Source organism: Lysobacter sp. Hz25 (genome assembly GCF_046097045.1).
Lineage (GTDB): Bacteria > Pseudomonadota > Gammaproteobacteria > Xanthomonadales > Xanthomonadaceae > Lysobacter > Lysobacter antibioticus_B.
In genome coordinates, this window is sequence record NZ_CP175666.1 from 2,069,498 (window position 1) to 2,082,379 (window position 12,882).

Annotated in this window: 11 protein-coding genes and 5 tRNA genes; 12 read left to right on the top strand and 4 right to left on the bottom strand. The window is 65.7% G+C overall.

Annotated elements, in window-relative coordinates; translation table 11 throughout:
• Positions 1-157 precede the first annotated feature (157 nt).
• Positions 158-1,459: an amidohydrolase family protein gene (locus ACKN61_RS08690; protein WP_408953146.1), complete on the bottom strand. Its 1,302-nt coding sequence runs from the start codon at positions 1,457-1,459 to the stop codon at positions 158-160.
• A gap of 181 nt (positions 1,460-1,640) precedes the next feature.
• On the opposite strand from ACKN61_RS08690, the gene ACKN61_RS08695 reads away from it, so the two are divergent.
• The 7 genes from ACKN61_RS08695 to rsfS all read left to right on the top strand — a co-directional run bounded on the left by ACKN61_RS08695 (position 1,641) and on the right by rsfS (position 8,723).
• A complete protein-coding gene (locus ACKN61_RS08695) occupies positions 1,641-1,838 on the top strand; it encodes a hypothetical protein (protein WP_031372497.1) in 198 nt (65 codons plus the stop codon).
• A gap of 228 nt (positions 1,839-2,066) precedes the next feature.
• Entirely contained in the window at positions 2,067-4,856 is a 2,790-nt protein-coding gene (leuS, locus tag ACKN61_RS08700) for a leucine--tRNA ligase (protein WP_408953147.1), read from the top strand.
• A 337-nt stretch (positions 4,857-5,193) separates the two neighbouring features.
• A complete protein-coding gene (locus ACKN61_RS08705) occupies positions 5,194-5,847 on the top strand; it encodes a glutathione S-transferase family protein (RefSeq protein ID WP_408953148.1) in 654 nt (217 codons plus the stop codon).
• A 142-nt stretch (positions 5,848-5,989) separates the two neighbouring features.
• Positions 5,990-6,511 carry an LPS assembly lipoprotein LptE gene (lptE, locus tag ACKN61_RS08710; RefSeq protein ID WP_051885094.1) on the top strand — a complete coding sequence of 174 codons (522 nt, stop codon included), beginning with the start codon at positions 5,990-5,992 and terminating at the stop codon, positions 6,509-6,511.
• A gap of 28 nt (positions 6,512-6,539) precedes the next feature.
• On the top strand, positions 6,540-7,586 hold the full coding sequence (gene holA, locus ACKN61_RS08715) for a DNA polymerase III subunit delta (protein ID WP_031372501.1): 1,047 nt from the start codon (positions 6,540-6,542) through the stop codon (positions 7,584-7,586).
• Between the two features lie 10 nt (positions 7,587-7,596).
• Entirely contained in the window at positions 7,597-8,250 is a 654-nt protein-coding gene (gene nadD, locus ACKN61_RS08720; RefSeq protein ID WP_408953149.1) for a nicotinate-nucleotide adenylyltransferase, read from the top strand.
• Between the two features lie 38 nt (positions 8,251-8,288).
• Positions 8,289-8,723, top strand: coding sequence for a ribosome silencing factor (gene rsfS / locus ACKN61_RS08725; protein WP_036148873.1), 435 nt, complete (start codon positions 8,289-8,291; stop codon positions 8,721-8,723).
• A gap of 188 nt (positions 8,724-8,911) precedes the next feature.
• On the opposite strand, the gene ACKN61_RS08730 is transcribed toward rsfS, so the two are convergent.
• A complete protein-coding gene (locus tag ACKN61_RS08730; RefSeq protein WP_408953150.1) occupies positions 8,912-9,670 on the bottom strand; it encodes a Bax inhibitor-1/YccA family protein in 759 nt (252 codons plus the stop codon).
• 187 nt (positions 9,671-9,857) lie between these two features.
• On the opposite strand from ACKN61_RS08730, the gene ACKN61_RS08735 reads away from it, so the two are divergent.
• From ACKN61_RS08735 to ACKN61_RS08755, 5 genes are all read left to right on the top strand, one after another.
• Positions 9,858-9,934 (top strand) — tRNA-Pro (locus ACKN61_RS08735).
• Positions 9,935-9,974: 40 nt separating this feature from the next.
• Positions 9,975-10,051 (top strand) — tRNA-Arg (locus ACKN61_RS08740).
• Positions 10,052-10,113: 62 nt separating this feature from the next.
• Positions 10,114-10,190: transfer RNA gene (locus tag ACKN61_RS08745), tRNA-His, on the top strand.
• 52 nt (positions 10,191-10,242) lie between these two features.
• Positions 10,243-10,318 (top strand) — tRNA-Lys (locus ACKN61_RS08750).
• A 354-nt stretch (positions 10,319-10,672) separates the two neighbouring features.
• A tRNA-Leu gene (locus ACKN61_RS08755) sits at positions 10,673-10,758 on the top strand.
• A 27-nt stretch (positions 10,759-10,785) separates the two neighbouring features.
• On the opposite strand, the gene ACKN61_RS08760 is transcribed toward ACKN61_RS08755, so the two are convergent.
• Positions 10,786-12,075, bottom strand: a complete 1,290-nt coding sequence (locus ACKN61_RS08760; RefSeq protein ID WP_408953151.1) for a tyrosine-type recombinase/integrase — start codon at positions 12,073-12,075, stop codon at positions 10,786-10,788.
• A gap of 18 nt (positions 12,076-12,093) precedes the next feature.
• Positions 12,094-12,465: a hypothetical protein gene (locus ACKN61_RS08765; RefSeq protein WP_408953152.1), complete on the bottom strand. Its 372-nt coding sequence runs from the start codon at positions 12,463-12,465 to the stop codon at positions 12,094-12,096.
• Between the last annotated feature and the right edge of the window lie 417 nt (positions 12,466-12,882).

Here is a 12,882-nt window from a genome sequence, read left to right on the forward strand (position 1 = left end):
ACGCGACGGGCCCGCCGTGACTCAGTTCACGGGCACGGCGGTGCTGCCGCCGCGGGCGGCTTTTCTGTGAACTGGAACTGGGCCGGAGCAGGCAAGCGGCTGCCAACGCCGACGCACGCTCACGCGCGTCGGCGTCCTCAGCGATGCGGTACGGCGCTTACGGGGCCTGCTTGAAGACCTGGCCGTCCTTCATGACGAAATCGACCTTCATCACCGCATTGATGTCCTCGAGCGGGTTGCCCGGCACGGCGACGATGTCGGCGCGCTTGCCGGCTTCGATCACGCCCTGATCGTCGACGCCGAGCACTTCGGCGGCGCGGATCGTCGCCGCCTGCAAGGCCACCGCGGCGGGAATGCCGGCTTCGACCATGTAAAGGAATTCGCGTGCGTTGTCGCCGTGCGGGCCGACGCCCATGTCGGTGCCGAAGGCGATCTTGACCCCGTTCTTGTAGGCCTTGGCCGCGGTCTGCTGGATCAGCGAGCCGATCCGCGCCGCCTTCGGGCGCACCACTTCGGGGAAGTAGCCGTCGATCTTGGCCTTGTCGGCGACGAAGCGGCCGGCATAGATGGTCGGCACGTACCAGGTGCCTTTCTGCTTCATCAGCGACATGACTTCGTCGGTCATGTAGGTGCCGTGCTCGATCGAGGTCACCCCGCCGAGCACTGCGCGCTTCATGCCTTCGGTGCCGTGCGCATGCGCGGCGACCCGATAGCCGTAGTCCTTGGCGGCGTCGACGATGGCCTGGACCTCGTCGACGGTGAACTGCGGCGCGTCGCCGGACTTGGCGTAGGACAGCACGCCGCCGGTGGCGGTGATCTTGATTACGTCGCTGCCGTCCTTGTAACGCTGGCGCACCGCCTGGCGTGCTTCGTCGACCGAGTTGATCACGCCCTCGGTCGGGCCCGGCGGGCCGAGCAGATGCGAGAGCGTGGCGTTATAGCCGTTGGTCGGGTCGGCGTGGCCGCCGGTGGTGGCGATCGACTTGCCCGCGGCCCAGATGCGCGGGCCGGCGACCAGGCCCTGGTTGATCGCATCGCGCAGGTGCGGGCTCACTTCGCCGCCGAGGTCGCGCACGCTGGTGAAACCGGCCATCAGGGTCTTGTTGGCGTAGCCGACCGAGCGGAAGGCGAAATCGACCGGGTCGAGGCGGAAGTCTTCTTCGTAGCTCTTCGGGCTGGACTGGTCGCCCAGGTGCACGTGCAGGTCGGTCCAACCCGGCGTACAGGTGTGGCCGGACAGGTCGACGGTGCGCGCGCCCGGCGCCTCGGCGCGGCCGTCGAGGACCTGCTCGACCTTGCCGTCGCGCACCACCACGGTGCGCGATTCCAGCACTTTGCCGCTGCGCGCGTCGAACAAGCGGCCGCATTGCAGCGCCATCGGTTCGGCCGCAGCGGCGGGGGCGGCATAGGCCGGGGCGGCGGACAGGACGGCGATGACGGCGACGGCGAGACGGGTCATATGCGGATTCCGGGACGAAGTTGGCCGATCTTAGCGGCCGATTCGGCCGCGCACCGTTGCCAAGGGTCATGCTTGACTGCAACTTGGGGGCCGATGCGGGCCGGCCGGACCGGAGGCCCGCATCGGCCGTACAGGCCCTTAGTCGGCATCCATCCGGTTCGTCCAGAACGAGTCGACCGTCATGATCAAGCTGTCGCTGTTGCTCGCCGCCGTCCTGTTGTCCGGGGCCGTCCAGGCCACCGATGTCCGCACCGCACCGGCTCCCGACCGCACCCGGGGCGGAGTCATCGGCAATCTGCCGAAGTTCTGCCCGATGGGGAAAACCGTCCGTCCGATCTACAACGAGAAGGGGCAGGTCGTCGCGTTCGAGTGCGTTTGAGCGCACGCCGGCGCCTGCGCCGGGGCGCTGCACCCTGGTCGCAGGCGTGAAAACCGAAGGCCGGTCCGCGAGGGCCGGCCTTCTTTGCAAGCGCCGGGGCGCGGCCGGCGAAGGCGGCAGGACGGCCTGTCGCGGGTCTTGCGGCCGCAGCCGCGGCCGCCCGCGCATGGCGGGGCTTGGTGCGCTGCGGTAGGCTTGCCGGTCCTGTCCTTCCGCTCATGCCCGCCTGTGTCTACCGACGTCCCCCACGCCCCGCACGACCCCAAGAGTGAAACCAAGGCCTTCGACCCGAGCAGCGTCGAAACCGCCGCCCAAGGCTATTGGGACGCCACCCGCGCGTTCGAGGTCGACGAAACGTCGGACAAGCCCAAGTACTACTGCCTGTCGATGCTGCCGTACCCCTCGGGTGCGCTGCACATGGGCCATGTGCGCAACTACACCATCGGCGACGTGATCTCGCGCTACAAGCGCATGACCGGCCACAACGTGCTGCAGCCGATGGGCTGGGACGCATTCGGCCTGCCGGCGGAGAACGCCGCGATCAAGAACAAGACCGCGCCGGCGAAGTGGACCTACGCCAACATCGCCCACATGAAGGCGCAGCTCAAGACCATGGGCTATGCCATCGATTGGTCGCGCGAGTTCGCCACCTGCACGCCGGACTACTACGTCCACGAGCAGCGCATGTTCGTGCGGCTGATGAAGCAGGGCCTGGCCTACCGCAAGAATTCGGTGGTCAACTGGGACCCGGTCGACCAGACCGTGCTCGCCAACGAACAGGTCATCGACGGCCGCGGCTGGCGTACCGGCGCGCTGGTCGAGAAGCGCGAAATCCCGCAGTGGTTCCTCAAGATCACCGACTACGCCCAGGAACTGCTCGACGGCCTGGACACGCTGCCGGGCTGGCCGGAAGCGGTCAAGACCATGCAGCGCAACTGGATCGGCCGCAGCGAAGGCCTGGAGATCCGCTTCGACGTGGTCGACGAGAACGGCGCCGCGGTCGAACCCTTGAACGTGTTCACTACCCGCCCCGACACCTTGATGGGCGTGACCTTCGTGTCGATCGCCGCCGAGCATCCGCTGGCCGCGCTCGCCGCGCGCAGCGACGCCGACCTGGCCGAGTTCATCGCCGAACTGCGCCGCGGCGGCGTGTCCGAAGCCGAGCTGGAAACCCAGGAAAAGCGCGGCCGCGACACCGGCCTGCGCGCGATTCATCCGATCAGCGGCGAAGCGCTGCCGGTGTTCGTCGCCAATTTCGTGCTGATGAACTACGGCACCGGCGCGGTCATGGCCGTGCCCGGGCACGATCAGCGCGACTGGGAATTCGCCAAGCGCTATCAGCTGCCGGTCAAGACCGTGATCGTGCCCGACGCGGTGCGCGATGCGCTCGCCGAGATCGGCGAGGACGTCGCCACCCAGCACAAGGACCCGATGCGCAGCGCCCTCGGCGGCGCGGCCTCGGTCGACGTCTACGGCACCACCGCCGCGGTGCAGGTGGTCGAGGAATTCCAGAGCGGCATCGACGAGCAGGGCGCCTGGACCGAGCGCGGCTGGCTGGTCAATTCCGGCGACTTCGACGGCCTGGATTTCCAGCAGGCGCTCGATGCCCTGGCGACCAAGCTGGAGGCCGAAGGCCGCGGCGCGCGCCGGGTCAACTACCGCCTGCGCGACTGGGGCGTGAGCCGCCAGCGCTATTGGGGCTGCCCGATCCCGGTGATCCTGTGCCCGAGCTGCGGCGACGTGCCGGTGCCGGAAAACCAGTTGCCGGTGGTGCTGCCGGAAGACGTAGCGGATGCCTATGCCAAGGCCGGCGCTATCACCTCGCCGATCAAGGCCGACCCGGAATGGCGCAAGACCACCTGCCCGCAGTGCGGCGGCGCGGCCGAGCGCGAAACCGATACCTTCGACACCTTCATGGAGTCGAGCTGGTACTACGCGCGCTACACCTCGCCGGGCGCCTCCGAGCAGGTCGACGGCCGCGCCAACTACTGGCTGCCGGTCGACCAGTACATCGGCGGCATCGAGCACGCGATCCTGCACCTGATGTATTTCCGCTTCTATCACAAGCTGCTGCGCGACCAGGGCCTGGTGAACAGCGATGAGCCGGCGACCAACCTGCTGACCCAGGGCATGGTCATCGCCGACACGTTCTATCGCGACAACGGCGACGGCTCGAAGGACTGGATCAATCCGGCCGACGTCGAGATCGTGCGCGACGAACGCGGTCGCATCACCGGCGCCGCGCTCAAGGCCGACGGCCAGCCGGTGCAGATCGGCGGCACCGAGAAGATGTCGAAGTCGAAGAACAACGGCGTCGACCCGCAGTTGATGGTCGGCAAGTTCGGCGCCGACACGGTGCGTCTGTTCTCGATGTTCGCCGCGCCGCCGGACCAGTCGCTGGAATGGAACGAAGCCGGCGTCGAAGGCATGGCGCGTTTCCTGCGCCGCCTGTGGACGATGGTCCACAAGCACGCCGCCGACGGTGCCGCGCCGGCGCTCGATATCGCCAGCCTGGACGCCGCGCAGAAGACCCTGCGCCGGCAGTTGCACGAGTGCATCCAGAAGGTCGGCGACGACTACGGCCGTCGTCACAGCTTCAATACCGCGATCGCCGCGGTCATGGAACTGCTCAATCACCTGGGCAAGTTCGACGATGCCAGCGTCAACGGCCGCGCCCTGCGCCAGGAAGCGCTGGCGGCGATCGTGTTGTTGCTCAACCCGATCACCCCGCATGCCAGTCACGCGCTGTGGCAGGTGCTGGGGCACGACGAGACCCTGCTCGAAGACCTGCCGTTCCCGGCGGTCGACACCTCGGCGCTGGCGCGCGACGCGGTGACCCTGGCGGTGCAGGTCAACGGCAAACTGCGCGGCACCATCGAAGTGCCGGTCAACGTCGCCAGGGAAGACGCCGAGCGTTTGGCCCTGGCCGAACCGAACGTGGTCAAGTTCATGGAAGGCCTGACCGTGCGCAAGGTGATCGTGGTGCCGGGCAAGATCGTCAACATCGTCGCGAGCTGAGTCGGGCGCTTGGGCGCGCGGCGCGGGTAAGGAAGAGCAACAGCAACAGCAACAGCAAATCCCCCCTGGCCCCCCTTTTGCAAAGGGGGGAGCGGTCTGGGTGGCCGCGTTGTTGTCCCCGTTGCCGTCGCTGTTGCCATCGCCGTTGCCGTTGCCGTCGCCGTCGCCGTTGCAGTCGCTGTTGCCATCGCCGTTGCCGTTGCAGGTGAGGCATGGCTGCCGCTCTCACCGAAGCCGCCGTCACCGCCTTCGCGGTTGCCGTTTCCCCCCTTTAAAAAAAGGGGGTAGGGGGGATTTGGCTTTTGGCTCTTACTTCCCAACTCCTCGAACCTCCGCCATGACCCCCATCCTCTACTGCCACCCCGATTCCGGTTTCAGCTACAAGGTCGCTTTGGCCCTGCGTCTGCTCGGTATCGACTTCGAGCAGCGCCACGTCGACATCCGCAGCCCGCGCGATCAGCGTTCGCAGGAGTTCCGCGAACTCGCCGCGCACGGTGAGGTGCCGGTGCTGCGTATCGACGACCTGGTGCTGTGCCAGTCAAACGTGATCCTCGACTACCTGGCGACCCGCGCCGGCGCGCTCGATGGCCAGACCATCGAACAACGCTTGCACGTGCGCGAATGGCTGTCGTGGGAAGCCAACCGGGTCAGCCTCAACGTCGCCCATTCGCGCTACGGCCGTCAGTTCGGCCACTACGATCCGGCGGTGTTGGCCTGGTACGACCGCCGCTCGCTCGCCGATCTCGATCGCCTGCAGGCGCAGTTGAGCCGGACGCCGTGGCTGGCGGGCGAGGCGCCGACCATCGCCGACATCGCTTGCAGCGGCTATCTGTTCTTCACCGTCGAGCCCTGGGCCGAGGCCGCCGGTTTCGCGATGCGCAGCTGGCCGGAGCGCTGGCCGGCGGTGCAGACCTGGCTCGACCGGCTCATGGCCCTGCCGGGCGCGCAGACGCCGCAGGCGCTGTTCGCGGGACACGCGATCCGTTACTGAGCGCCGACGGCGTCGCCGGATCGGCGCGCCGCCCGTGCCCCGAACGCGGGCGCAGACGCAGCCACGGCTGCGACCGCTTCGACGCCAATGCGGTTCAGGCTTCCTATTGATGCCCGAAGCCGCCTCGTCCAGACTTCGCCACATGACGCCTCGCACCCCCTTTCTCCGCGCGACCGCCCGCACCTCGCTGGCGGTCCTCGTGCTGGCCTTGTCGGCCTGCGGTTTCCAGTTGCGCCAGGCCCTGACCCTGCCGCCGGACCTCGGTCCGGTGCGGGTGGTCTCCGCCGACCGCTACAGCCCGCTCGCCGAATCCCTGGCCCAGGCGCTGACCCGCGCCGGCGCGGTGCCGGCGACCGCCGATTCCAGCGAAGTGGCGGTGCTCGATCTGTTGTCCGAGCGTTGGGGCGATACCCCGGCCGCGCTCGACGAACTCGGCCGCGTGCAGGAATACAGCCTGCGCTACGCCGTCGCCTTCGAGCTGCGCAAGGCCGACGGCACCGCCCTGGTGCCGCGCCAGAGCATCGAGCTGGCGCGCGACTACGTCTCCAACCCGGTCAACGCGATCGGTACCGAAGGCGAACGCGAAATCCTGATGCGCGAAATGCGTCGCGAGATGAGCGCCGCGGTGTTGCGCCGCGTCGGCGCCGTCAGCGAACGGCGTTGATCTTCGCTCACGGCTTGCGTCGGCGATCATGGAACTGACGCCCGAGCGTCTGCTCGCCCAGCTCGACAGCGAAGCCCTGCGGCCGGTCTATCTGATCGCCGGGCCCGAGCCCTTGCGCGTGCTCGAAGCCGCCGACGCGGTGCGCGCCGCCGCGCGCAAGCAGGGCATCGACGAACGCGAGGTGTACGAGGCCGAAGGCAATCAACGCGAACCCGACTGGAACGCGTTGTCCGGCGCCTTCCGCGCGCCGAGCCTGTTCGCCAGCCGGCGCCTGATCGAGCTGCGCCTGCCCAGCGGCAAGCCAGGCAAGGAAGGCGCCGAAGTGATTTCCGATTTCTGCGCCGACCCGCCGCACGACGTCAACCTGCTGATCACCGCGGGCGAATGGAGCAAGCAGCACGGCGGCAAGTGGAGCGAAGCGGTGGGCCGCGTCGGCCATATCGCCGTGGCCTGGGCGATCAAGCCGCACGAACTGCCGGAATGGATCGAACGCCGCCTGCGCGCGCGCGGCCTGCGCGCCGATCGCGACGCGGTGCAGAGCCTGGCCGAACGCGTCGAGGGCAATCTGCTTGCGGCCGCGCAGGAAGTCGACAAGCTCGCCCTGTTGTCCGATGGCGAGACCATCGACCTCGAACGCATGCAGACCCTGGTCGCCGATGCCGCGCGCTTCGACGTGTTCCGCGTGCTCGACGCCGCCATGAACGGGCAGGGCGGGCAGGTCTCGCGCATGCTCGCCGGCCTGCGCGCCGAAGGCGAGGCGGTGCCGGCCTTGCTCGGCATGGTGGTGATGGAATTGCAGCGCACCGCCGCATTGGCGCGGGTCAACGCGCGCGGCGGCAACATCAACGCCGAATTCAAGGCGCAGCGGATCTGGGACTCGAAGCAGCCCATGTACCGCCGCGCCCTGCAGCGTCACGACGCCCGCCGCTGGGAGGCCTTGTTGGCCCAGGCCGGCCGCGTCGACCGCATGGCCAAGGGCCGCGAGAGCGGCGATGCCTGGGTCGCGCTGGAGCGTTTGTTGCTGGCCGTCGCCGAGCCGCGCGCGCTGCGCCTGCTCGCGGTGTCCGGCGCCTGAGTCGCCGCCCATGGGCTTGCTGGTCTTCTACGGCGGCACCTTCGATCCGATCCACGACGGTCATCTGGCGATCGCTCGCGCCGCGCGCGACACGCTGCGCGCGCAGGTCCGGCTGATGCCCGCCGCCGACCCGCCGCATCGCGCCTTGCCCGGCGCCAGCGCCGAGCACCGCGCCCGCATGCTCGACCTGGCCGTGGCCGGCGAAGACGAACTCATGGTCGACCGGCGTGAACTGCGCCGCGAGGGCCGCTCCTACACGGTCGAGACCCTGCGCGAAGTCCGCGCCGAAGTCGGCCCGGAGCAGCCGCTGGCGCTGTTGGTCGGTGCCGACAGTTTTCTCGATTTGCCGAAGTGGAAAGAGTGGCAGGCCTTGTTTGGCCTGGCCCATTTCGTCGTCGCCGAGCGCCCCGGCAGCCCCCTCGACGCCGGGCGCATCGCATTCGCAGCAGGTCGCGAGACGGCCCAGGTCGAGGCCTTGAGGCAGGCCCCGGCCGGACGGGTTTTCCGCCTGAACCAGCCGCTCCATGCCGAATCGGCCAGCCAGGTACGTTCGCTGATCGCCGCCGGGCAGCCCTGGCGCGAATACGTTCCGGCGGCCGTCGCCGGCTATATAGAACGTCATGGTCTGTATGGCGTGCGAGCCCTGCGCGGCGCTTCGGTATAATCCCGGCACACTCCCCGTCACGCAGAGCCGATTTCCCCTTGACCAGCCAAGCCCAAGTCATCAAGACCCAGCTGCCGAACCCGCCGCCGCCGATCGCGTTGTTGCTCAAGACGGTCCACGCCGCGGTCGAAGAACTCAAGGCCAAGGATGTCGTCGAAATCGATGTGCGCGGCAAGAGCAGCGTCACCGATTACATGGTGATCGCCTCCGGCACCTCGACCCGTCACGTCAAATCCATCGCCAACGAAGTCGTCAAGTTCGCCAAGAACCTCGACGTCATGCCGTTGGGCGTGGAAGGCGAACGCGAGGCCGAGTGGGTGCTGGTCGATCTCGGCGACGTCGTCGTCCACGTCATGCTGCCGCGCGTGCGCGAGTTCTATGCCCTCGAGCGCCTGTGGACGGTCGGCGACCAGCCGCCGCCGCCGGAAGGCTACGAAGGCAAGTTCGAGACCGACGACGAAGATCGCTTCTGAGAAGGCCGCGCCCGATCCGAAGGTTTCGCAGCGAAGCAACGACGGCGCCCGAGGGCGCCGTCGTCGTTTGCGGGTGTATGTCTCACGCTTCGTAGCCACAGGCAACGGCGGCCGGGCCAGAACGCGTCCACCCCTGGGCAAAAAAAGGGCGCCCGAAGGCGCCCTTTGCAAAACACGAGCCGCTGGTATCAGTTGCGCGACTGCAGCTTCGACAGCAGGCGCAGGAACTCGATGTACAGCCACACCAGGGTGACCATCAGGCCGAACGCGCCGTACCACTCCATGTACTTCGGCGCGCCTTGCTCGACGCCGGTCTCGATGAAGTCGAAATCCAGCACCAGGTTCATCGCCGCGACCACCACCACGAACAGGCTGAAGCCGATGCCGATCAGGCCCGATTCGTGAATGTAGGGGATGTTGATGTTGAACAGGCCCAGCACCATCGTGGCCAGGTAGATCAGGAAGATGCCGCCGGTGGCCGCGGCCACGCCGAGCTTGAAGTTCTCGGTCGCTTTGATCAGGCCCGAGCGATACGCGAACAGCAGTGCGAACAGGGTGCCGAAGGTCAGCATGACCGCCTGGATCACGATGCCCGGGAACTTGGCCTCGAAGATCGACGAGATCGCGCCGAGGAAGAAGCCCTCGACCAGCGCGTACAGCGGCGCGGTGACCGGCGCCCAGGTCTTCTTGAAGGTGGTGATCAAAGCCAGGATCAGGCCGCCGATGGCGCCGCCCCAGACATAGGGGCCGGCGCCGATCGCGCCGAGCTCGGTGATCTGGACCTGGCTCCAGGCGAAGGACGCGGTGATGACGGTCAGCAGCAACAACACGCCGGTCTTGTTGACCGTACCGTTCAGGGTCATCACCTGGTCGCCGCCGCGCACGACCGAGCCGGTGCCGAGGTCGAGGAAGGTCGAGTCCTTCAATGCGGGATTGCCGCTGCGCATGGTCTTGCTCCTTGGAAAAACGCGGTTTCGAGAATGAATACTAGATAGGGTCGAAGCATACATCGCACAAGCGCCGCCGGCTCGGGCAGGGCGGTGCGCCGCCGGCAACGCACGATTGACAGGGAACAAAGCGCCGCCCACACTATGCGGCCTTTCGCGGTCTTGGCGTGTCGCGGGAGTCCCGGCTCGGGGTATAGCTCAGCCTGGTAGAGCGCCAGCTTTGGGAGCTGGATGTCGTGGGTTCGAATCCCTCTGCCCCGACCATCCATCGAGCAAGCTCGGCCGTCAGTTAAGATGTAATCTGGCGCCCGTAGCTCAACCGGATAGAGCACCGGCCTTCTAAGCCGGTGGTTGTGGGTTCGAGTCCCGCCGGGCGCGCCAAGAAAGTTTTCGTAAACGTGCGTTCGTGTTTCAATAACGTGCGTTGCAGTAGCAGGTTTATGGTGGATGTAGCTCAGTTGGTTAGAGCACCGGATTGTGATTCCGGGGGTCGCGGGTTCAAATCCCGTCTTCCACCCCAAAGTGTTGTGCGGTACTGATTTTTTCTGTATAGTTCCGCACCTGGTTTCATCGGGCTGTTAGCTCAGTTGGTAGAGCAGTTGACTCTTAATCAATAGGTCCAAGGTTCGAATCCTTGACAGCCCACCAAAATCGAAAGGCAGCTGGAGCAATCCAGCTGCCTTTTTCTTTGTCCGCGATTTTTGCCTGCAGTGCCTGCAATAGACGCGCGGCATTCGTCGCCGCCGAGCGGCACGCGGACGCGGACGGCGGCGATCATCCATCGCCTTGTGTCCGCAGATAGGCGATCAAGTCAGTGTCGTAGCCGGTGCGCATCGCCACGATGCGCCGCCAAGGCGCAGGACTTCCTAACTGCATGCGAAGTCGGCCGGTGGCCGTGCCCGGGTCATCCTCCGATGGGCCGCGATGGCTTGGGCACGAGGCGCTTTTTTTCGGCGCGGCGGCTAGAATGCGTCGGCCGCATCCATGCGATGCCGGCCCTGGGCGAAAGTGGCGGAATTGGTAGACGCACTGGATTTAGGTTCCAGCGGGTAACCCCCGTGCGGGTTCGAGTCCCGCCTTTCGCACCACACAAATCATTGAAAATCCTAACAGGATCAATGAGTTGTTATCGTGTTATCCCGAATGTGGGATGAGTTGTGGTCTTGGATTGATTGCGTTTCTGCAATCGGTGACGTTCCGGGGGTGAATCCTTGCAGCGCGCTGAGGGCTTCGACCTTGGTCGAGATCAGGGCCTTCGCGTAGATGTTGCCGGTGGTCTCGATCTTGGTATGGCCGAGCCACTCCTGGACCAGCTTGAGGTTCCCGGTCTTGTTGAGCAGGCGCGTGGCGCATGTGTGGCGAAGACTATGAATGACGCATTCAGGTTCGTCCGCGAGTGACGTCTCCTTCTTCGCGAGACTCCAAAGCGCCTGTGCCCGCCTTTTGTTCAATCCCATAAACGGGCCACGTCCCCCAAGCGCGCGCCTTCGCTCCAGGATGCGGCGCACCCGGTCGGTGGCCGGCGTGGTGCGCGTCTTGCCGCCCTTCTGCTCACCGGCGCGCCAGAAGCGAATACCGATCATGTTGGGCGCCCCGGCAACTCCGGCCTCAATCTCAACCACATCCCGCCAGGTCACCTTGTAGGCCTGGGCGTGGCGACAGCCGATGTCCGCCAGAAACACCAGGACATCGTGATAGTCCGCCGCGTCTCGAACGATCGGGTGCCCGCCGGCCGGGCCTTCAGGGCGCTCGTCGAGCTTCAGGAAGGCGCTAAACAGTTCAGCCTCCTCAGCCACCGTGAGGGTGAACAGGCGAGCGCTGTCTGCCTCGGAGGTCTGCCGGTAGTGGGGAATATCGCGGTGGTACTGCCCGGCGCGCTTTGCGAACCGCAGGACGGCCAGCAGGCAGAAAAGCTTGCGGTTGATCGTAGCGGGACTGTTCCCGCTGTCTGCGAGCGTCTCGACCAGGTCGTCCACGGTTTCTTGGTCGATTGACGCGACCGGCTTGGACTGGCCGAGAACCTTCTGGAGCATCCGGCAGTTGGTGGCGTAGGTCTCTTTAGACGCTGCCAGTGCCCAGCCCTTCGACTTCCCGTGTCCCTTCCGATCAGCGAGGGTCAGGTCGCAAGCTTGCTTGAAGTTCCAAGCTGTTTCATTTGCGCGACGCAGCGCGGAGATGGTGGTGTAGGCGCTGCCGCGGACCAGCGCCTTGAGTTCTTGCTTGGTGACCGATGGATCGGCCTGAATCGCATCTAGCACTATTTGTTCGCGGCGCAGCGCCAGTGCTTTATCACGTGTGCCGGATGAGAGACGCTCGCGGCGGTGGCCTGACTGCACGTCGATCATATAGACGCGACGGTCGGTTTCGCCCACGGCAGGGCGTACGCCCTTGAGGCGTAGAGGCATATGGGATTCCTTAGGGGCTTAGCGGCCCTTAGGTTCCAGGGCCTTGTTGACTTTAGTGGTGAGGCGTTCTATGAACTGCGCGCCTTTGGGGGTTATGTAAAGCAGGTTGCGACGGCGATAGTCTGGATCGGGCCGTTGCTGTATGAAGTCCTTGCCGGGCTTTCGGTTCTTATCCAGCTCGCTCCAGTCCATCACGTTGCGTGAGATGCTCGATGTCGTGAGGCCCTTTACGTGTTGGCCGACATCAATCTGCTGGAGGCCGGGGTTCCGCGCAGCAGCAACGAGAGTAAGAATCTTGTGGGCGATGATGTCGCCATCTACTTCGTCCCGAAACGTCTCTAGAGCGGTATGGAGCACTCGCAGTAGCTCGTCGGAAGTGAGCTGAGTCATAGCGTCGGAATCCGTAAATGTGGGACAGCCGAACCCACCCTGGATTCAGCCAACTTATGAAATATGTCCCTCAATTGAGATAATTGCAATACCGAGACCAACGACTGTATGTCTATCGTTGATCCGGTCGTGCCAAAAGCCGCGCTGCCAGGGCGTAGGGCGGCAAACGTGGAGGCTAATTCTTAGAAAGGGAATACGAAACACTGCCAATTCCTACGTTCCTGATTCGGGCCATGTTGCATGGCGGGCTAGTTTGAAACCGGTGAGATACAGGCTGCGGCGATCCTGCCGGCCACACTTATCTTTCATCGTTCTGAGAACGATCTACTTAGCTGGCGAACCGCGATTGACTTCGCGTCAGGCGCCAACTAAACGACAGTATTCCGTCACCTGAGCAGTAGTAGCCAACCAGCAACC